At 69.7% G+C, this 20192-nt stretch carries 14 protein-coding genes and 1 pseudogene; 12 read left to right on the top strand and 3 right to left on the bottom strand.

The genetic code is table 11. The features are described from left to right. Positions 1 to 49: 49 nt before the first annotated feature. Entirely contained in the window at positions 50 to 1579 is a 1530-nt protein-coding gene (gene guaB, locus ACFQS7_RS04625; RefSeq protein WP_380065845.1) for an IMP dehydrogenase, read from the top strand. Between the two features lie 80 nt (positions 1580 to 1659). Here guaB and ACFQS7_RS04630 read toward each other — a convergent pair whose 3' ends face one another. Both ACFQS7_RS04630 and ACFQS7_RS04635 read right to left on the bottom strand, forming a co-directional pair. After that, entirely contained in the window at positions 1660 to 4320 is a 2661-nt protein-coding gene (locus ACFQS7_RS04630) for a response regulator (RefSeq protein ID WP_380065846.1), read from the bottom strand. Positions 4321 to 5135: 815 nt separating this feature from the next. Then, positions 5136 to 5921: an SDR family NAD(P)-dependent oxidoreductase gene (locus tag ACFQS7_RS04635; protein ID WP_380065847.1), complete on the bottom strand. Its 786-nt coding sequence runs from the start codon at positions 5919 to 5921 to the stop codon at positions 5136 to 5138. Between the two features lie 122 nt (positions 5922 to 6043). Here ACFQS7_RS04635 and ACFQS7_RS04640 point away from each other — a divergent pair, with 122 nt between their 5' ends. From ACFQS7_RS04640 to guaA, 4 genes are all read left to right on the top strand, one after another. Continuing rightward, positions 6044 to 6712 carry a haloacid dehalogenase type II gene (locus ACFQS7_RS04640; RefSeq protein WP_380065848.1) on the top strand — a complete coding sequence of 223 codons (669 nt, stop codon included), beginning with the start codon at positions 6044 to 6046 and terminating at the stop codon, positions 6710 to 6712. Further along, positions 6709 to 8043: an RsmB/NOP family class I SAM-dependent RNA methyltransferase gene (locus ACFQS7_RS04645; RefSeq protein WP_380065849.1), complete on the top strand. Its 1335-nt coding sequence runs from the start codon at positions 6709 to 6711 to the stop codon at positions 8041 to 8043. The genes ACFQS7_RS04640 and ACFQS7_RS04645 overlap by 4 nt, the downstream gene beginning before the upstream one ends. 39 nt (positions 8044 to 8082) lie before the next feature. Next, positions 8083 to 8661 carry a GNAT family N-acetyltransferase gene (locus ACFQS7_RS04650; protein WP_380065850.1) on the top strand — a complete coding sequence of 193 codons (579 nt, stop codon included), beginning with the start codon at positions 8083 to 8085 and terminating at the stop codon, positions 8659 to 8661. A gap of 61 nt (positions 8662 to 8722) precedes the next feature. Beyond that, positions 8723 to 10297 carry a glutamine-hydrolyzing GMP synthase gene (gene guaA / locus ACFQS7_RS04655; protein WP_380065851.1) on the top strand — a complete coding sequence of 525 codons (1575 nt, stop codon included), beginning with the start codon at positions 8723 to 8725 and terminating at the stop codon, positions 10295 to 10297. Between the two features lie 204 nt (positions 10298 to 10501). Here the strand turns inward: guaA and ACFQS7_RS04660 are convergent, their stop codons facing one another. Then, positions 10502 to 11275, bottom strand: coding sequence for a family 16 glycosylhydrolase (locus tag ACFQS7_RS04660; RefSeq protein WP_380065852.1), 774 nt, complete (start codon positions 11273 to 11275; stop codon positions 10502 to 10504). A gap of 359 nt (positions 11276 to 11634) precedes the next feature. Here ACFQS7_RS04660 and ACFQS7_RS04665 point away from each other — a divergent pair. The 7 genes and pseudogenes from ACFQS7_RS04665 to ACFQS7_RS04695 all read left to right on the top strand — a co-directional run bounded on the left by ACFQS7_RS04665 (position 11635) and on the right by ACFQS7_RS04695 (position 20179). Further along, positions 11635 to 12659, top strand: a pseudogene (locus ACFQS7_RS04665) (amino acid ABC transporter substrate-binding protein). Between the two features lie 89 nt (positions 12660 to 12748). Then, on the top strand, positions 12749 to 14317 hold the full coding sequence (locus ACFQS7_RS04670) for an ABC transporter substrate-binding protein (RefSeq protein ID WP_380065853.1): 1569 nt from the start codon (positions 12749 to 12751) through the stop codon (positions 14315 to 14317). A gap of 64 nt (positions 14318 to 14381) precedes the next feature. Beyond that, positions 14382 to 15671, top strand: coding sequence for an ArgE/DapE family deacylase (locus ACFQS7_RS04675; RefSeq protein ID WP_380065854.1), 1290 nt, complete (start codon positions 14382 to 14384; stop codon positions 15669 to 15671). Between the two features lie 61 nt (positions 15672 to 15732). Continuing rightward, positions 15733 to 16125, top strand: a complete 393-nt coding sequence (locus ACFQS7_RS04680; RefSeq protein ID WP_380065855.1) for a hypothetical protein — start codon at positions 15733 to 15735, stop codon at positions 16123 to 16125. A gap of 214 nt (positions 16126 to 16339) precedes the next feature. Continuing rightward, complete coding sequence (locus ACFQS7_RS04685; protein ID WP_380065856.1) at positions 16340 to 18232, top strand: ribonucleoside-diphosphate reductase subunit alpha; 1893 nt, start codon at positions 16340 to 16342, stop codon at positions 18230 to 18232. Between the two features lie 80 nt (positions 18233 to 18312). Further along, on the top strand, positions 18313 to 19371 hold the full coding sequence (locus ACFQS7_RS04690; RefSeq protein ID WP_380065857.1) for a ribonucleotide-diphosphate reductase subunit beta: 1059 nt from the start codon (positions 18313 to 18315) through the stop codon (positions 19369 to 19371). Between the two features lie 94 nt (positions 19372 to 19465). Beyond that, entirely contained in the window at positions 19466 to 20179 is a 714-nt protein-coding gene (locus ACFQS7_RS04695; protein ID WP_380065858.1) for an SCO family protein, read from the top strand. The last annotated feature ends 13 nt before the right edge of the window (positions 20180 to 20192 follow it).

Here is a 20192-nt window from a genome sequence, read left to right on the forward strand (position 1 = left end):
GAAGGCGGGTGCCGTGTGCGGGTCGCGCCCGAGTGCGAAAGGTCCCCCCATGGCCCCCGATTCCATCCCGGACGCCGCCCCGCAAGGCCGCATCCGCAGCAGCCTGATCGAGGAGGCCTTCGCCTTCGACGACGTGCTGCTGGTGCCGGCCTATTCCGCCGTGCTGCCCAACCAGACCGACACGCGGTGCCGCTTCACGCGCGAGATCGCGCTGCACATCCCGCTGGTCGCCGCCGCCATGGACACGGTGACCGAGGCGCCGATGGCCATCGCCATGGCCCAGGCGGGCGGCATCGGCGTCATCCACAAGAACATGACGGCGGACGAACAGGCCGCCCAGGTCCGCCGGGTCAAGAAGTTCGAATCCGGCATGGTGGTGAACCCGGTCACCATCCACCCCGACCAGACCCTGGCCGAGGTCCGCGCCATCCAGGACCAGCACCGCATCAGCGGCATCCCGGTGGTCGAGCGCGGCAAGCCGGGCGAGCCCGGCGGCCGGCTGGTCGGCATCATCACCAACCGCGACGTCCGCTTCGCCAACGACCCCGGCACCCGGGTCTACGAGCTGATGACGCGCGACAACCTGGTGACCGCCACCTCCGACATCACCCCCGACCAGGCGCGGCATCTGCTGCATCGCCACCGGATCGAGAAGCTGGTGGTGGTCGACGACGCCGGCCGCTGCATCGGCCTGATCACCGTCAAGGACATGGACAAGGCCCAGGCGCATCCGAATTCGGTGAAGGACGCGCTCGGCCGGCTGCGGGTGGCGGCTGCGACCGGGGTGGGCGAGGACGGCTTCCGCCGGGTCGAGGCGCTGATCGCGGCGGAGGTCGACGTCGTCGTGGTCGACACCGCGCATGGCCATTCCGGCGGCGTGCTGGCGGCGATCGAGCGCATCAAGCGGATGTCGAACGCGGTCCAGGTGGTCGCCGGCAACGTCGCCACCCCCGAGGGGGTCGAGGCGCTGATCGCCGCCGGCGCCGACGCGGTGAAGATCGGCATCGGCCCGGGCAGCATCTGCACCACCCGGATCGTCGCCGGCGTCGGCGTGCCGCAGCTGACCGCGGTGCTGGAAAGCGCCGCGGCCGCCCGCCAGCACGGCGTCCCGGCGATCGCCGATGGCGGCATCCGCACCTCGGGCGACATCGCCAAGGCGATCGCCGCCGGCGCCGACTGCGTGATGATGGGCAGCCTCTTCGCCGGCACGGACGAAGCCCCGGGCGAGGTCTTCCTCTACCAGGGGCGGTCCTACAAATCCTACCGCGGCATGGGCTCGCTCGGCGCCATGGCGCGCGGCTCGGCCGACCGGTACTTCCAGCAGGAGGTGCAGGACACGCTGAAATTCGTCCCCGAAGGAATCGAGGGCCGGGTCGGCTACAAGGGCCCGGTCGGCGCCGTGCTGCACCAGCTGGTCGGCGGCGTCCGCGCCGCCATGGGCTATACCGGCAACGCCACCATCGCCGAGATGCAGCAGAACTGCCGCTTCCGCCGGATCACCGGGGCGGGGCTGCGGGAAAGCCACGTGCATGACGTGGCGATCACCCGGGAAGCGCCGAACTACCGCTTGGAAGGATAAGGCAAGGCCAGGGAGGACGTATCCTCCCTGGCCCCTACTCCATGTCTGTGGGTTTGGCACCTGCCGCGTGGCGGGCGCCGCTAGCCCCGCGCCAGCTCCTGCAGCTCCGCCATCTTCGCCAGCAGCTCCGCCTTGCGGACCGGCTTGGCCAGGTAATTGTCGAATCCGGCCTTGCGGTAGTAGGCCTCGGCCCCGGTCATCGCATCCGCGGTCAGCGCCAGCACCGGCACTTGGCCGGGCCGCCCGGGCAGGGCGCGGATGTGGCGGGTCGCCTCGATCCCGTCCATCTCCGGCATCTGCACATCCATCAGGATGATGTCGATGCCGCCCTCGGCCGCCCGCGCCACCGCCTCCACCCCGTTGGCGGCCAGCCGGACCCGGTAGCCCGCCTTCTTCAGCAGGCCGGTCACCACCAGCTGGTTCACCGGGATGTCCTCCGCCACCAGCACGGTCAGGCCGCCCGGCTCCTCCTCGGCCGCCGGCGGCGCGGCGGGCGGCGGCGCGGCCAGGGCGGCTTCGGCCTGGGTCACCCGGGCCAGGCAGGCCAGCAGCTCGCCGCGGCGGACCGGCTTCTCCAGCGCCGCATCGACCAGCCCCTCCAGGCTGCGGCGGCAGTCCGGGATGCCGGCCGAGGTGACCAGCACCAGCTTCAGCGCCGCGGTCCCCGGCATGGCGCGCAGCCGGCCGGCCAGGGTCAGGCCGGACATGCCCGGCATCATCTGGTCGAGCAGCGCCACGTCGAAGGGCTGGCCCCCGGCGATGGCGCCCTCCACCGCGGCGATCGCCTCCAGCGCGTCGGCCGCCTCGGCCACCTGGAAGCCGAGGGCGGAGAGCTGGCGGACGAAGACCTCCCGGTTCAGCGGGATGTCGTCCACCACCAGGATGCGCAGGGTCTTGCGCCAGGCATAGGGCAGGGTCGGCGCGGGGGCGACCGGGCCCAGCGCCGGCAGCAGCCGCACCGCGAACCAGAAACGCGAGCCCCGGCCGATGTCGCTTTCGAGCCCGATCTGCCCGCCCATCAGCTGCACCAGCTGCCGGCTGATCGCCAGGCCCAGGCCGGTGCCACCATATTGCCGTGTGATCGAGCTGTCGGCCTGGCTGAACTTGTCGAACAGCTTCGCCTGGACCTCGGCCGCGATGCCGATGCCGGTGTCGCGCACCTCGAAGCGCACCATGCCGGCCTCGGGGCCCTCCCCGGGCACCGCCTGCAGCGCGACCGAGCCGGTGGCGGTGAATTTGACCGCGTTGCTCAGCAGGTTGAGCAGCACCTGGCGCAGCCGGGTCGGGTCGCCGCGCATGAAGACGGGCAGCGCCGGGTCGACGAAGACCGAGACGTCGATCTGCTTGGCGCCGGCCTGCGGCGCCAGCAGCGCGGCGCAGTCCTCGACCAGCGCGACCAGGTCGAAATCGACCTCCTCCAGCTCGACCCGTCCGGCCTCGAGCTTCGAGATGTCGAGGATGTCGTTGATGACGGTGAGCAGCGCATCGGCCGAATCGCGGGTCAGCATCGCATACTTGCGCTGCTCCTCGGTCAGCACCGTCTCCAGCAGCAGGGCGTTCATGCCCATGATGCCGTTCATCGGCGTGCGGATCTCGTGGCTCATATTGGCCAGGAAGTCGGTCTTGGCGCGGCTTGCCGCCTCGACCTGGCGCACCGCGGCGCGCAGGTCCTCGTTCGCCTGCTCGGCGGCCAGGCGGGCGGCATCGACCTCCGCCAGGATGGCATCCCGCCGCGCCAGCATGCGGGCCAGCATGGCGCTGAGCGCGACCAGCAGCAGGGCGGCGGGGATGACGATGAAGCCGGTCCAGCGCGCGGTCTTGTACCAGTCGCCGAGGATGGTGGCATCGGTGATGGTGACGTTGGCGACCAGCGGGAAGTCGGCCAGCCGGCGCGGCGAGACCAGGCGCAGGCTGGCCTCGCCGCCGACCAGGCGGGTGGAGCGGGTGACGACGACGTCGGCGATGACGCCGGGCTTCAGGACCTCCCGGAACACCGGCTGGCCGGCGAAGGACCGGCCGATCAGGGCGTCCGGCAGGGGCTCCCGCGCCAGCAGGATGCCGTCGGCGCGGAACAGCGCGATGGCATGGTCCGGCCCGGCGGCGATGGCCTTGTAGAATTCCATGAAGAAGTCGGAGCGGATGCCGGTGATGACCACGCCGATCGGCGCGCCGGCGGCGTTGCGCAGCTGGCGGGCCAGGTAGAAGACCGTGGTGCCGGTGCCGCGGTTGGGCACCGGGACGGAGACGGTGACGCCTTCGAAGCCCGGTTGGATGGCCGCCCGGAAATAGTCGCGGTCGGCCAGGTTGATCGGCGGCGCCGGCCAGCTTCGGGTGAAGTTCACGATGTCGCCGTTGGGGGCGATGACGGTGGCGACGTCGATCTGCGGCGCGCCACCGATGCTGCCGCGCAGGAGCTCCCAGAACTCCTGGGTGCCGAGCCGGGCGCGGAGCTGGTCCGGGGTGTCGAGCCTGGCCTCGTCCACCTCCCGCTGGATCAGCCGGAGGACCAGGTCGGCGGCGCGGATGGTCTGGCCGGCATGCTCGGCGAGGATGGTGGTGAAGCCGGCGGCACGCTGCTTCCAGTCCTCGATCGCCGCGTCGCGGGCCCGCCAGAGGCCGAAGGCGGCGCCGGCGAGGATGAGCAGGGCGAGGAGGATGCCGCCGGCGAGCAGGCCGCGGCTGCGGGCGGACCAGCCGGCGCGGCGGGACGGGGCGGCCTGGGGCGCAGGGATGTCGTGCACGGCGTGGTTACATACCGGAGGGAAACTTCGCCACAAACTATCGCGAATTCGGGAAGGACGGTAACCCTGAGTTTACAGGGTGCGGGAGCATGCGGCTTTTTTGCCGTCCGGCTTGCTGGTGGACGGGCGTCCGGCGGCAGTGGGACATGCCAGGCTGCGGCGATGGATGCGAACCCGGCGACCTGGCCAGGTATCCCGGCCGGCCGGAAACCCATGGCGTGGCCGCTTCCCTCCGGCGGGCAGCAGGTGCGGCGGTTTCGCTTGCCTTCCGAGCCTGGGTAATGTAGGAAAATATACCGCGCTCTTTGACATCTCCATCCGTCCAGCAACCGCCGCACATCCGCAGCGAAGGGCCTTCGCTGCCCGCCGCGTCGGGGCCGTCTGCAGGCATCCCCGGGTGCCCGGGGTTGAAGCCTTCAAAACCGAAAACCCTCAAGCGGGATCGGCCGTTTTCCCAGGTCTACCCGGCCTTTCCGCTGATCGGAGCCGACCCGGACCCAAGCATTCCGAGGCGAATGGCAGGCTTCAGCCGCCTCGACTCCAAAGCCCTTGCGGTCGGCCGCGGCTTTGTCCGAATCCGGCATTGCGGGGTCAGGCGTTGAAATCCTCAATTGCAAAGCCCGCGCGCCGCCTAACCCAGGCGATCCGCGGCCTCGTGCCGCCGCCACCTCTGGCTTGAGCCCGATTGAAGCGATTGATGTCCAAAACCCCTGGGTTCCAAGGGGTTGGACGTATACGTCCAACCGGCCTTTGGCGGGGTGTGCAGAGGGGCAGCGCCCCTCTGCCGGGGCCGGGGGCAGCGCCCCCGTCCACCATCACGGCTGCATATGGCTGCCGCCCGACACCGTCATGTTCTCCCCGGTGATGTAGACCGCGCCGTTCGACAGCAGGAAGCAGATCAGCGGCGCCACCTCGGACGGCTGCGCGTAGCGGCCCATCGGGATGCGCGACATGGTCTGTTCGGCGAATTTGTCGCTGCGGATCACCTCGGTCATCGGCGTCACCACGGTGCCGAAGCCGACCGAGTTGCAGCGGATGCCGTAACGCGCCCATTCCCGCGCCCCGGTCATGGTCATGCCGAACAGCCCGGCCTTGGCCGCCGAGTAGTTCACCTGGCCGATCGAGCCGCGCTTGCCGGCGGTGGAGGAGATGTTGACGATCGCCCCGGTGGTCCCGGTCGGCTGCGGCATGTCGGCCTTGGCACGCTCGATCATGTGCCGCCCCACCGCCTGCATCATCAGGTAGCAGCCGGTCAGGTTGACGTCGATGACGGCCTGCCACTGCTGCATGGTCATCTTGGCGAACATCGCCGGCCGGGTGATGCCGGCGTTGTTGACCAGCCCGTGCACCGCGCCGAAGCGCTTGACCGCCTGCTCGACGCAGGATTCGCCGAAGCCTTCCTCGGCGACGTTGCCGAGCACCGGCAGGGTGTGTTCCTGGTCCATCTCGGCGGCGGTGGCGCGCAGCGTGTCCGGGTTGCGCTCGACCATCACGGCATTGCCGCCGAGGCCGACGACGAGTTCCGCCAGCGCCCGGCCGATCCCCTGGCCGGCGCCGGTGACGACGATGGTGCGGCCGGTCAGGGCCATCGGGTTCTGCATCGTTTCCTCCGTTTCTTGTCCGCGCCGCAGTCTGCCGAAGCCGCGCCGGAAGGGCCAGCCATGCGGCATGCCGCCTTTCCGCCGTGAATGGGCTACAGGGTCCGCCTGACCGGAGAGACCAGATGCCGCAGCCGAAAGCCGCGATCTTCGACGCCTATGGCACGCTGCTCGACGTGCATGCCGCGGTCGGCCGCCATGCCGCCCGGCTGGGGCAGCAGGCCGGCGCAGTCTCGGCGCTCTGGCGCGCCAAGCAGATCGAATGGAGCTGGATCCTCTCCGCCACCGGCGCCTACGAGCCGTTCTGGGCGCTCACCGAAAAGGCGCTCGACCATGCGCTGGCGGTGCATGGGGTGGCCGATGCCACGCTGCGGGCCGACCTGCTGGCTGCCTACCGCACGCTCGACGCCTATCCGGAGGCCGCGCCGATGCTGGCCGCGCTGCGCGTCCGGGGCATCCCGACCGCCATACTGTCGAACGGCTCGCCGGAGATGCTGGAGGCCTCGGTCGCCGCCGGGGGCCTCGGGCCGCTGCTCGACGACGTGCTCTCGGTCCAGCCGCTGCGCTGCTTCAAGCCGGACCCGCGGGTCTATGCCCTGGCCACCGCCCGCTTCGGCTGCCAGCCGCACGAGGTCGTCTTCGTCTCCTCCAACCCCTGGGACGCCTACGGGGCGCAGCGCTTCGGCTTCCGGGTCTTCTGGGTGAACCGCGCGGGCGGGCCGGCGGAATACTGGCTCGACCAGACCGCGGTGATCCTGGCCGACCTGGCCGCCCTGCCAGAGCGCCTCGCATGACCCCCGCCGCCCGCCTGGCCGCCGCGATCGAGCTGCTGGAGGCGCTGGAGGCGCAGCCGCGCCGCCCGGCCGACGCCATCGCCAACGACTTCTTCCGCGCCCGCCGCTTCATCGGCGGCGGCGACCGCCGCGCCGTCGCCGACCGCGCCTGGGGGGTGGTGCGGCAGCGGATGCGGCTCGACTGGTGGCTGGCCTGGGCCAAGTGCCGGCCGACCGGCCGGATGCTGGCCGCGGCCGAGCTGCTGCTGGTCGAGGGCCAGCCGGTCGAGGCCGTGCTGCGCGCCTTCCCCGGCGGGCAATACGCCGCCGAGCCGCTGAACGTGCTGGAGGAGCGGCTGCTGCGGACCCTGGCGCATCACCGTGAGGCGGCGGCGGCCGTGGTCAGCGGCCTGGTCCATCCCGACATGCCCGAGGAGGTCCGGCTGAACCTGCCGGCCTGGGTGCTGCCCGGCTTCCGCGCCCGCTTCGGCGACCGCCTGGCCGCGGAGGCGGCGGCGATGGAGAGCCCGGCGCCGCTCGACCTGCGCGCCAACCTGCTGAAGGGGACGCGGGAGGCGGCCGCCGCGGCGCTGGCCGCCGAGGGGTTCGAGTGCGAGCCGACCCGCTGGTCGCCCTGGGGCCTGCGGCTGCCGAGCCGCCGCGCGGTCACCGCCACGAAGGCCTTCACCGAGGGGCTGATCGAGGTGCAGGACGAGGGCAGCCAGCTGATCGCCCTGCTGTGCGATGCCCGGCCCGGGCTGCGGGTGGCCGACCTCTGCGCCGGGGCGGGGGGCAAGACCCTGGCGCTGGCGGCGACCATGCGGAACAAGGGCCGCATCACCGCCTGCGACGTCAACGCACCAAGGCTGGAAGGCGCGGTCCGCCGGCTCCGCCGCGCCGGGGTCGACAATGCCGAACGGCATCTGCTGGAGCCCGGCGACCGCTGGGCCAAGCGCCGGGCCGGGCAATTCGACCGGGTGCTGGTCGATGCACCCTGCACGGGTACAGGAACTTGGCGGCGCAACCCAGACGCGCGGCTGCGCACCGGTTCCCAGGATCTCGCGGAGCTGCGTACAAAGCAGGGTGAAATCCTGGACCTGGCGGCGGAACTGGTGCGGCCTGCGGGGCGTCTCGTCTATGCTACCTGTTCGGTGCTGCCCGAGGAGAATGAGGACCAGGTCGCCGGTTTCCTCGACCGCCATCCGGATTTCGCCCCGCTGCCCCTGGCCGAGGCCTGGGCCGCGGCGGGGATGCCGGGCGATCCGCCGGGCGAGGGAAAGTTTCTGGTCACCAGCCCCGCGCAGCATGGCACGGATGGTTTTTTCGCCGCAGTCTTGCAACGTAGGTCCTGAGGCCAGGACCACAGCCTTGGGGAAGGGAAGCGCGCAGCCATGATCTGCATCCGCCGCGCCCGCGCCACCGACGCCGAAGCCATCGGCGCCGTGCATGTCGCGACCTGGCGCACGGCCTATGCCGGCGTGCTGCCCGACGACTATTTGGCGGACCTGTCGCCGTTGCGGCATGCCGCGGGCTACGAGCAGGCGATCACCGATCGCCGCAACGGCCATGCGGTCTTCGTCGCCGTCGCCTCGGGCGCCGACGCGCCGGCGGATACGGCGGGGGAGGGCGGCACCATCATCGGCTTCACCTCCGGCGGAAGGGCCCGGCGCGACTGGCTGGCGCAGGGCGAGGTCGAGACGCTCTACCTGCTGGACGACTACCGCGACCGCGGCGTCGGCCGCCGGCTGATGCGGGCCATGGCGGCGCATCTGGCGGTGGTCGGCTGCCGGTCCGCCATGCTCTGGGTGCTGCAGGACAATCCGAGCCGGTGGTTCTACCAGCGCCTGCATGGCCGCCCGGCGGCGCAGGAGGCGATCCGCTTCGCCGGCCGGACGATGCAGCAGATGGCCTTCGTCTGGGACCCGATCGAGACCCTGCTGACGGCGACCGCGGCAGCCCCGGAAGGGTAGGGATCGGGGCGGCAACGCGCGCAATGCTTGCCCGGCTCGCGGCGCTGTGCTGCAAGGCGCCATGAACGACCCCGCTCCCTCCGCCGGCCAGCACGACCGTATCCTCATCCTCGACTTCGGCAGCCAGGTGACGCAGCTGATCGCGCGCCGGCTGCGGGAAACCGGGGTCTATTGCGAGGTCTGGCCTTTCACCGCCGCCGACGACCGCATCCGGGCCTTCGCGCCGCGCGGCATCATCCTCTCGGGCGGCCCGGCCAGCGTGACCGAGGGCGCCTCGCCCCGCGCCCCGGCCTATGTCTTCGACAGCGGCCTGCCGGTGCTCGGCATCTGCTACGGCCAGCAGACCCTGGCGACGCAGCTGGGCGGCACGGTGGAAGGCGGCCACCCGGCCGAGTTCGGCCGCGCCCATATCGACGTCACCGGCGAATGCGCCATCACCCAGGGGATCTGGGCGCCCGGCGCGCGCGAGCAGGTCTGGATGAGCCATGGCGACCGGATCACCCAGCTGCCGCCCGGCTTCCGCGTGGTCGCCAGCAGCGAGGGCGCGCCCTTCGCGCTGATCGCCGACGACGCGCGGCACTACTACGGAACCATGTTCCACCCGGAAGTGGTGCACACCCCGCATGGCGGCGCCTTGCTGCGCAATTTCACCCATCTGGTCTGCGGCTGCCGCGGTGACTGGACCATGGGAGCCTTCCGCGCCGAGATGATCGAGCGCATCCGCGCCCAGGTCGGCACGGGGCGCGTCATCTGCGGCCTGTCGGGCGGCGTCGATTCGAGCGTCGCCGCGGTGCTGCTGCACGAGGCGATCGGCGACCAGCTCACCTGCATCTATGTCGACCACGGGCTGATGCGGGCGGGCGAGTCGGAGCAGGTGGTGAAGACCTTCCGCGACCGCTTCAACATCCGCCTGGTGCACCGCGATGCCTCCGAGCTCTTCCTCGGCCAGCTGTCCGGGGTGACCGACCCGGAGTTGAAGCGGAAGACCATCGGCCGGCTGTTCATCGAGGTGTTCGAGGAGGAGCAGGCGAAGATCGGCGGCGCCGATTTCCTTGCCCAGGGCACGCTCTATCCGGACGTGATCGAGAGCGTCTCGGCCACCGGCGGGCCGAGCGTGACGATCAAGAGCCACCACAACGTCGGCGGCCTGCCCGCCCATATGCGGATGAAGCTGGTCGAGCCGCTGCGCGACCTGTTCAAGGACGAGGTCCGCGTGCTCGGGCGCGAGCTCGGCATGCCGGAGGAGATCGTCGGCCGGCATCCCTTCCCGGGGCCGGGCCTGGCCATCCGCATCCCCGGCGAGGTGACGCGGGATAAGGCCGACATCCTGCGCAAGGCCGATACCATCTACCTGGAGGAGATCCGCGCCGCGGGCCTCTACGACGCGATCTGGCAGGCCTTCACCGTGCTGCTGCCGGTGCGCACCGTGGGCGTGATGGGCGATGGCCGGACCTACGATTCCGCCTGCGCGCTGCGGGCGGTGACCAGCACGGATGGCATGACGGCCGACGTGTTTCCGTTCAGCATGGAATTCCTCACCCGCGTCGCCGGGCGGATCGTCAACGAGGTGCGCGGGATCAACCGGGTGACCTACGACATCACCTCGAAGCCGCCGGGGACGATCGAGTGGGAGTAGCGTCGGACTCGCCGGCGAAGGCCGGCTTGCCGAAGCTTGGCTTGCTGACACCCGACGCCTGGAGCGGGATGCGTTGAGGCGGACTCGTCGAAGACGCTGATCCACGCGCCCAGACAATGGCTGGACCATGACGCCTGAGCCGACGTGAACGCATCGCGGTCCAGGCGGCGGTGGGCGGCCCGGATCCGGCCCGCCCACCACGTATCATGCCATCATGTAGTCGCCGGCGGCGACATGGGCCCAGAATTCACCCTGCCAGCTGGTATCGCCGCTGTTGTGGTTCGCATTCCAGGCCGCTTCCCAGGCCGGCCACCAGGCGGGCTGGCCATTGCTGGCCACGCTGGTCGCGGGCTGCGTCGAGCTGCCGCTCGTCGTCACCTCGGCCTGCACCGCGTTGCCGCCGCCACCACCGCCACCGCCGCCGGACGGGGAGTAGGAGATGTCGTAGACGGTGATCGAGGTGCCGCCGCTGCGGTTCATGATCGAGAACACCTCGTTGATGCCGCCGTGGTCGTAGTCGCGGCCGACATTGTCGGTGAAGCCGCCGTAGACGCGGCCATCGACCGAGAAAGTGAGGCTGCCCGGCTGCCAGTCGAGCGAGTAGGTGTGCACCTTCGTTTCGTCGACGCCGGTGTAGTAGACCGAACCGTAGACGTCGCCGCCGTTCGAGCCGCGGAAATGCATGGTGCCGTAGGGCGTGCCGTTGATGACCTCGGCCAGGTCGAATTCCGGCCCGGGCCACTTGTCGTTGCCTGGCCACAGCAGGGCGGCAGGGCCTTCGGCATTGCCGGTCATCGACGCGGTGATGCTGTAGGTGCCGTAGCCATGCCCGGCGGCGTCGCCCCAGGGCCGCTCCATGATCCCGCTGTTGCCGCTGATCGTCACCTGGCCACGCACGCTGGTGTCGATGCCGTTGCCCCAGGTGTGGTTGAGGGCGCCGATCCCGTTGTCGAAGCTCTCAGAAAAATAGCTGCTCATAAAACCCGGTCTCCCGCGTTGAGGTCATCGGTTTTGGGCGGGGGAGCCTGTGTCGCACCTTTGGCGCGCACTCGGGCCGCGGCCGGGGATCCAGCGTCCCCGTACCCCCCTGACTTGCGTCACGCACCGGCTCAAGCGCCGGCGGCGGTTCCGGTTACCCTGCGTCACACAGCAAGTGCAAGCATTGAAGATAATATACGTTTCGTAGGCAAAAATGTGAAAGTGGCCTGACACCTACATTCTTGGCCGTTTATTTTTGGTAAGAAATATATTGGAAAGGATCTCGCACGCGGCATCCCGCGGCGGCGAAGCTTGGCTTCGGGCCGTGGAAGCCCAAGCCTGGAAGGGGAACGGAAGCGATGCATCAGCAGGCCGGGCGCCTTGGGATGGCGCTGCTCGGAACCGTCGTCTCGGCCTTCGCCGCCGTGGCGCAGCCGGCGCCCGACACCATCGGCGCGATCCGCGCGCGCGGTCAGCTGTCCTGCGGCGTCTCGATCAACGCGGTCGGCTTCGCGCTGCCGGATGCGCGCGGCAACTACAGCGGGCTCGACGTCGATGCCTGCCGCGCGGTGGCCGCCGCGGTGCTCGGCGATGCGTCCAAGGTGAAGTTCGTGCCGACCACTCGCAGCTGCGCTTCACCGCGCTGCAGTCGGGCGAGGTCGACATGCTGGCGCGCAACACGACCTGGACCCCGGGGCGGGAGGCGCAGCTCGGCCTCGCCTTCGCCTCGGTCAATTTCTACGACGGCCAGGGCTTCATGGTGAAGCAATCGCTCGGCGTCACCTCGGCCAGGCAACTGCATGGCGCCACGGTCTGCGTGCAGCCGGGCACCACGACCGAGCTGAACCTGGCCGACTACTTCCGCACCAACAGGATGAAGATGACCCCGGTGGTGATCGAGCAGCCGGAGGAGATCCGCCAGGCCTTCGTCAGCGGCCGCTGCGACGCCTACACCAACGACGCCTCGTCGCTCGCCTCCTTCCGCACCAGCCAGGGCAACGAGGGCGAGCAGTTCGTGCTGCTGCCGGAGATCATCTCGAAGGAGCCGCTGGGCGGCGTGGTGCGCAAGGGCGACTGGCGCTGGTTCGACGTGGTGCGCTGGAGCCACTTCGCCATGGTGACCGCGGAGGAGCTGGGCATCACCAGCAAGAACATCGACAGCTTCATGGCCAGCACCAACCCCGACGTGCAGCGGCTGCTCGGCAAGTCGGGCGATTTCGGCCGCGCGATGGGGCTCGAGAACGACTGGGCGGTGAAGATCATCCGCCAGGTCGGCAATTTCGAGGAGAGCTGGGAACGCAACATCACCCCGATGGGCGTGCCGCGCGGCATCAACAACCTCTGGACCAAGGGCGGGCTGCAATATGCGCCGCCGATTCGATAACGCCGGCGTCTATCGCTTGACCTGAGCCGGCGCGCTACCGCAGGCTTTCCCGACCAGGCCGGCAGAGACCGGCCGATCGGGAGGTCTCCATGCATCGTCAGTTGGCGGCGGCCGTCACGGCCGCGCTCCTTGCCGCTGCGCCCGCCGGCGCGCAGCGCGTGCTCACCATCGGCGCGCAGACGCCGCCGAGTGCGCTCGACCCGCATTACCACAACACGCAGAACAACAACCAGATCGCCCGGATGGTGTTCGAGCCGCTGTTCGACCTCGACACCAAGGCGCGCTTCCAGCCGCGGCTGGCGCGCAGCATGCGGCCGCTGGACGACCTGACCTGGGAGGTCAAGCTCAACACCGAGGCCCGCTTCCACGACGGCACGCCCTTCGAGGCCGAGGACGTCGCCTTCACCTTCGCCCGCGTGCCCACCGTGCCGAACAGCCCGGCGCTGTTCACCTCCGCCGTGCGCAGCATCGCGGCGGTCGAGGTGGTGGACCGGGAGACCATCCTGCTGCGGACGCGGGAGCCGAACCCGATGATGCGGTTCGACATGAGCTCGCCGGTCATCCTCTCGCGCAAGGTGCATGGGCCGAGCCCGCAGACCGCCGACTTCAACAGCGGCAAGCTGATGATCGGCACCGGCCCCTACCGCCATGTCGACTACCGCCACAGCGAGCGGCTGGAACTGGCCCGCAACATGGACTGGTACGGGCCGGTCGAGCCCTGGGACCGCGTGGTCTACCGCTACATCCCGCAGGCCGGGTCCCGCACCGCGGCGCTGCTGGCAGGCGAGGTCGACCTGATCGACTATGTCCCGGTCCAGGACGTGCCGCGACTGCAGCAGGATGCGCGCTTCGCGGTCTTCCAGATCGACAGCATCACCTTCGTCTACCTCGCACCCGATGCGATGCGGGAATCCTCGCCCTTCGTGGTGGACAAGCAGGGCAAGCCCCTGCCCGCGAATCCCCTTGCCGACCGGCGGGTGCGGGAGGCGCTGTCGCTGTCGATCCCGCGCCAGCAGATCGCGGACCGGCTCTACAGCGGCCTCGCCTCCCCGGCCGACCAGTTCGCCGCCCCTGGGGCGGAGCACCGGCTGGAGGGGATCGGGCCGCTGCCCTTCGATCCCGCACGCGGCCGGGCGCTGCTGGCGGAGGCCGGCTACGGCCAGGGCTTCCGCATGACCCTGCACGGGCCGAACGGCTTCTTTCCTTCGGATGACAACCTGCTGCAGGCGATCGCCCAGGGTTTCTCCCGCATCGGCGTCGAGGCGCAGGTGCAGACCCTGCCGCCGGCCAGCCTCTTCACCAAGGCGACCAACCGCGACTTCTCGATGTTCATGACCTACTACAGCAGCTACAGCTCGATCATCCCGCTGCGCAACGTGGTGATGACGCGCAACGCCGAGCTCGGCCACGGGGCCTTCAACCGGCAGCGCTATTCGAACCCGGCGGTGGACGGGCCGCTGTCCGAGGCCCTGACCACGATGGACGAGGAGCGGCGGCGCGACCTGACCCAGGCGGCGATGCGGGCGCTGCTGGAGGACAAGGGGCTGATCCCGGTGATCAACCTGAAGAACGCCTGGGCCGGGCGGCGCGACAGGGTGGTCTACGACCCCAGCCCGCCCAACATGACCGAGCCGCGGCTGGCACGCCCCCCGGGGTGAGGGCAGGTTGACCGGGACGGGCCTGGGGCGGACCTTCGCCGGGTTGCACCGGAAGGACCGCCCCATGCCCGACGCCGCCCTGCTCGCCCGCCTCGCCGCCGCCGTGGAGGCGAATTTCGCGCAGGAGGTCGGCTTCCTCGGCGACCTGGTCCGCTTCCCCAGCACCCGCGGCAACGAGGCGCCGCTGCAGGACTGGATGGCGCGGCAGCTTGCCGCACGCGGCTATGGCGTGGACCGCTATACCCTGGCGGACGTGCCGCTGGCCCAGCACCCCAAGGCAAGCCCGATGGTCGAGGTCGATCCGGCGAAGTCGGTCCAGGTCGTCGCCACCCACCGGGCCAAGGATCCAACGGGTCGCAGCCTGATCCTGCAGGGCCATATCGACGTCGTGCCGGAAGGCCCGCTCGAGATGTGGACCTACCCGCCCTATGCCGCGACCATCAAGGATGGCTGGATGTACGGCCGCGGCGCGCACGACATGAAGTCGGGCGTCGCCGCCATGGTCTTCGCCATGGATGCGCTGAAGACGGCCGGGCTGGAGCCGGCCGCCGACGTCCACCTGCAGACGGTGACCGAGGAGGAGAGCACCGGCAACGGCGCGCTTTCCACCCTGGTGCGCGGCTACCGGGCGGAGGCGGCGCTGATCCCGGAGCCGACCGGCGGCACCATCACCCGGGCGCATACCGGCACGCTGTGGTTCCGCATCGCGGTGCGCGGGGTACCGGTGCATGTCGCGGTGGCGCAATCCGGCAGCAACGCCATCCTGTCGGCCTATCACCTGATCCAGGCGCTGCAGGACCATACCAAGGCGATCAACGCGGCGGCCAAGGCCGATCCCTGGTATGCCGGGATCGAGTCGCCGTTGAAGTTCAACCCCGGCATCATCCGCGGCGGCGACTGGGCCTCCTCGACCCCGGCCTGGTGCGAGGTGGATTGCCGCATCGGCCTGCTGCCCGGCACCGAGGTGGCGGAGGCCCAGGCCGCGGTGGAGCGCTGCGTCGCCGCCGCCGCGAGGACGGACAATTTCCTGGCCAACAACCCGCCCTCGGTCACCTGGCACGGCTTCCTGGCGGATGGCTACGTGCTGGAGCCGGGGACCGAGGCGGAGGCCGTGCTGGCCGCCGCCCATGCCCAGGTCTTCGGGGAGGCGATGCCGGCGCGGATCACCACCGCGGTGAACGACACCCGCTTCTACGGCCGCTATTTCGGCATCCCCGGCCTCTGCTACGGGCCGCGCGGGGAGGGGGCGCATGCCTTCGACGAGCGCACCGAGCTCGCCCACCTGCAGCGGACGACGCTGGCGATTGCCGGCTTCATCGCGGACTGGTGCGGGACGCGCCCCATCGGCGGATAGGCTTGCGCCCGGCGGGCGATCCCTGACAAAGACCGGCCTTCCAAGTTCGAGGATGATGGTCATGCCCGCTTCCCAGGCGCGCGCGGCCCGGCCCGGCTGGCGCCGGGCCGCCGCCGTTGCGCTGATCCTGCTGCTGCCGACCCTGGCCGCGGCGCAGAACGCGCCGCGCGCCGGCGCCGGGGCGCGACCCGGCAACGGGGCGGCCGGGGGCCCTGGCCTGGCGCCGCTGCAGACCGAGCCGGGCGATATCTGGGCCGAGGTGCGCGGCTGGGACAAAGGCACGGGTGCCCAGGCCAAGCCGGAGCCGGCGCGGCGGAAGCCGGCCGCCAGGACCGAGTCGGCCGAAGGCCAGGCCGGGGCCGCGCCGACGAAGCCGCGCCGGGCGGCGCCCTGCGCCCCGGACGCGCCCGGCTGCACCGCCAGGCCGGCCCGCCAGGCGGCGAATCCGGGCTGAGCCCCGGGCGCGAATCACCCTCCAGCCCGATACCGCGTCGCGCCCCGGGAAAGCGCTTGACGGGCAACCCGCGATCGCGGCCCTATACTTGAACGTATCAAGAACATCGGCCTTTCACCTGGGCTTGCGGCGCGACGATTTTTTTGAACCCGATACCCGATATGGTGTTAGACTGGCTCTCTCGCTCCAATATCTTGTGTAGGAACCATCCAACATGCATGCTCCGGTCCGCGGGCTTGAGGGGGATGTCACCGTGTTCGATGCGGTACAATTGGAAGGACATCACCAGGTCCAGGTGGATCGGACGCGTGACGCGTTGCTGACCGATTTCGGCAAGGCGACGCTCGATGACCGCTACCTGCTGCCGGGTGAGAGCTATCAGGATCTGTTCGCCCGCGTGGCCAGTGCCTTCGGCGACGACGCCGCGCATGCGCAGCGGATCTACGACTATATCAGCAAGCTCTGGTTCATGCCGGCGACGCCGGTGCTGTCGAACGGCGGCACCACGCGCGGCCTGCCGATCTCCTGCTTCCTGAACGAGGCCTCCGACAGCCTCGACGGCATCGTCGGGCTGTGGAACGAGAATGTCTGGCTGGCCGCCAAGGGCGGCGGCATCGGCAGCTACTGGGGCAACCTGCGCGGCATCGGCGAGAAGGTCGGCCGCAACGGCAAGACCTCGGGCGTCGTGCCCTTCATCCGGGTGATGGACAGCCTGACCCTCGCCATCAGCCAGGGCTCGCTGCGGCGCGGCTCGGCCGCCTGCTACCTGCCGGTCTCCCACCCCGAGATCGAGGAATTCATCGAGATCCGCCGCCCGACCGGCGGCGACCCGAACCGCAAGGCGCTGAACCTGCACCACGGCGTGCTGCTGCCGGACGCCTTCATGCGCGCGGTCGAGGCCGACGAGGACTGGGCGCTGACCAGCCCGAAGGACGGCGCCCTGGTCAAGAAGATCTCGGCACGCGGCCTGTGGATCCGCATCCTCACGGCGCGGATCGAGACCGGCGAGCCCTATTTGATCTTCTCCGATCAGGTGAACCGGGCGCTGCCGGCGCACCACAAGCTGGCCGGGCTGGAGGTCAAGACCTCCAACCTCTGCTCCGAGATCACCCTGCCGACCGGGCGCGACCAGCATGGCCGCGACCGCACCGCGGTCTGTTGCCTGTCCTCGCTCAACCTCGAGACCTGGTTCGAGTGGAAGGACAACCCGCGCTTCATCCCCGACGTGATGCGCTTCCTCGACAACGTGCTGCAGGAGTTCATCGACACCGCCCCCGACAGCATGGCGAAGGCGAAATACGCCGCCATGCGCGAGCGCAGCGTCGGCCTCGGCGTCATGGGCTTCCACAGCTTCCTGCAGGGGCTGAACGTGCCCTTCGAGAGCGTGGTGGCGAAGGTCTGGAACAAGCGGATGTTCAAGCACATCCGCGAGCAGGCCGATGTCGCCAGCCGCATCCTGGCGGAGGAGCGGGGGCCCTGCCCGGATGCCGCCGAATACGGCTTCATGGAGCGCTTCTCGAACAAGATGGCGATCGCGCCGACCGCCAGCATCTCCATCATCTGCGGCGGCGCGAGCCCCGGGATCGAGCCGATCGCCGCCAATGTCTACAACCACAAGACGCTGTCCGGCAGCTACATCGTCCGCAACCCCTACCTGAAGAAGGTGCTGGCGAAGCACGGCCGCGACGATGCCGAGACCTGGACCACCATCACGGTCAACAAGGGCAGCGTGCAGCACCTGGATTTCCTCACCGAGCAGGAGCGGGCGACCTTCCGCACCGCCTTCGAGCTCGACCAGCGCTGGGTGGTGGAACACGCCGCCGACCGCACGCCCTTCATCTGCCAGAGCCAGTCGGTGAACCTCTTCCTGCCGGCCAACGTGCACAAGAAGGACCTGCACCAGATTCACGTCATGGCGTGGAAGCGCGGCATGAAGTCGCTCTACTACTGCCGCAGCCTGTCGATCCAGCGGGCCGACACGATCTCCGAGAAGGTGGTCGGGCAGGGCGACGTGATGGCGGCCCATGTGCCGCAGCCGCGGCCGATGGCGATCCTGGCCAAGGCCGGCACCAGCACGGACTACGAGGAATGCCTCGCCTGCCAGTAGGCCGGCGTCGCCGTCGCTAGGGGGCTGTCCTTCCCATGGACAGCCTTCGACCCGACCCCACATCCCCCAAAGCACAACGAATGACGGGCACCATGGCCGACGGCAATTTCCCACCCGACCAGCATCCGGTCCGCTTCGACCTGCTGACCGCCAACCCGGTCTACAAGCCCTTCCGCTACCCCTGGGCCTATGACGCCTGGCTGATGCAGCAGCGCATCCACTGGCTGCCGGAGGAGGTCCCGCTCGCCGACGACGTCAAGGACTGGCAGAAGAACCTCACGCCGACCGAGAAGAACCTGCTGACGCAGATCTTCCGCTTCTTCACCCAGGCGGATGTCGAGGTGAACAACTGCTACATGAAGCACTACTCCCAGGTGTTCAAGCCGACGGAAGTGCTGATGATGATGTCGGCGTTCAGCAACACCGAGACCATCCACATCGCGGCCTATTCGCACCTGCTCGACACGGTGGGGATGCCGGAGGTCGAGTACACCGCCTTCCTCAAGTACAAGGAGATGAAGGACAAGTTCGACTACATGCAGAACTTCTCGGTCGCCAACAAGACCGAGATCGCCAAGACCCTCGCCGCCTTCGGGGCCTTCACCGAGGGGCTGCAGCTCTTCGCCTCCTTCGCCATCCTGATGAACTTCCCCCGCTTCAACAAGATGAAGGGGATGGGGCAGATCGTCTCCTGGTCCGTGCGCGACGAGACGCTGCACTGCCTGTCGATCATCCGGCTGTTCCGCACCTTCGTGCAGGAGAACCCGGAGATCTGGACCGAGCAGCTGAAGCAGGAGCTGACCGAGATCTGCGCCACCATCGTCGAGCACGAGGACAGCTTCATCGACCTGGCCTTCGAGCTGGGCGGGGTCGAGGGCCTGGATGCGGCGCAGACCAAGCAGTATATCCGCTTCATCGCCGATCGCCGGCTGCAGCAGCTGGGTCTCGAGCCGCACTACCACATCGAGAAGAACCCGCTGCCCTGGCTCGACGAGATGCTGAACGCGGTCGAGCACACCAATTTCTTCGAGAACCGCTCGACCGAGTATTCCCGCGCCAGCACCGAGGGCAGCTGGGAGGATGTCTGGGCCCCCAGCATCGGTGCCGACTGGTCGGCCTCCCCTGCCGAGGCAAGCTGACGCACGGACGTAACGGGGAGGGTGGGGGAAATACCTTCCCCCATCCTTGCTTCCTGCGCTGGCATGCAACCAGTCCCGCCGCTAAACGGTGCGCATGCTCAGGACCATCCGCATCCTTGCCGTCTTGCTCGCCGTCCTGCTCGGCGGCGTCTGGGCCTATGCCTGGGTGACCCGTGCCCCGGGGGAAGGCCTGGGCGAGGCTTTCGCCGCCCGACTCGGCCAGATCTTCGGCGGCCAGATGCCGGTGCCCGGCGCCGGCGGGGTGCAACTGCCGCAGGGCATGGCCCTGGGCGGTGCCTTCAGCCTGGTCGACCAGGCCCGCCAGCCGGTGACCGAGAAGGACTATGCCGGCCGCTGGATGCTGATCTATTTCGGCTATAGCTACTGCCCCGATGTCTGCCCGACCGAGCTCGGCACCATGGCCGCGGCACTCGACGCGATGGGCAAGGCGGGGGAGGCGGTGACGCCCGTCTTCATCACCATCGACCCGCAGCGCGACACGCCGGCGGCGCTTGCCGACTATGTCAGCCGCTTCCATCCGCGGCTGCAGGGGCTGACCGGCACGCCGGAGCAGATCGCAGAGGTAGCGCGACGCTATCGCGTCTACTATGCACGCGCGCAGCGCCCGGACATGACGGACTACCTGATGGACCATTCCAGCTTCATCTACCTGGTCGGACCGGATGCCCGGGTCCGGTCGTTGTTCCGGCCCGAGCTGCGGCCAGAGGACATCGCCGCCACGATCGCCGCCCAGATGGGCGTCAGGCTCGGCGGCCCGGTCCCGGTCGGCGCCGGAGGTCCGGGCTAGGCGGGCGGCGGCT

It is taken from the genome of Dankookia sp. GCM10030260, from assembly GCF_042666655.1.
Classification (GTDB): domain Bacteria; phylum Pseudomonadota; class Alphaproteobacteria; order Acetobacterales; family Acetobacteraceae; genus Paracraurococcus.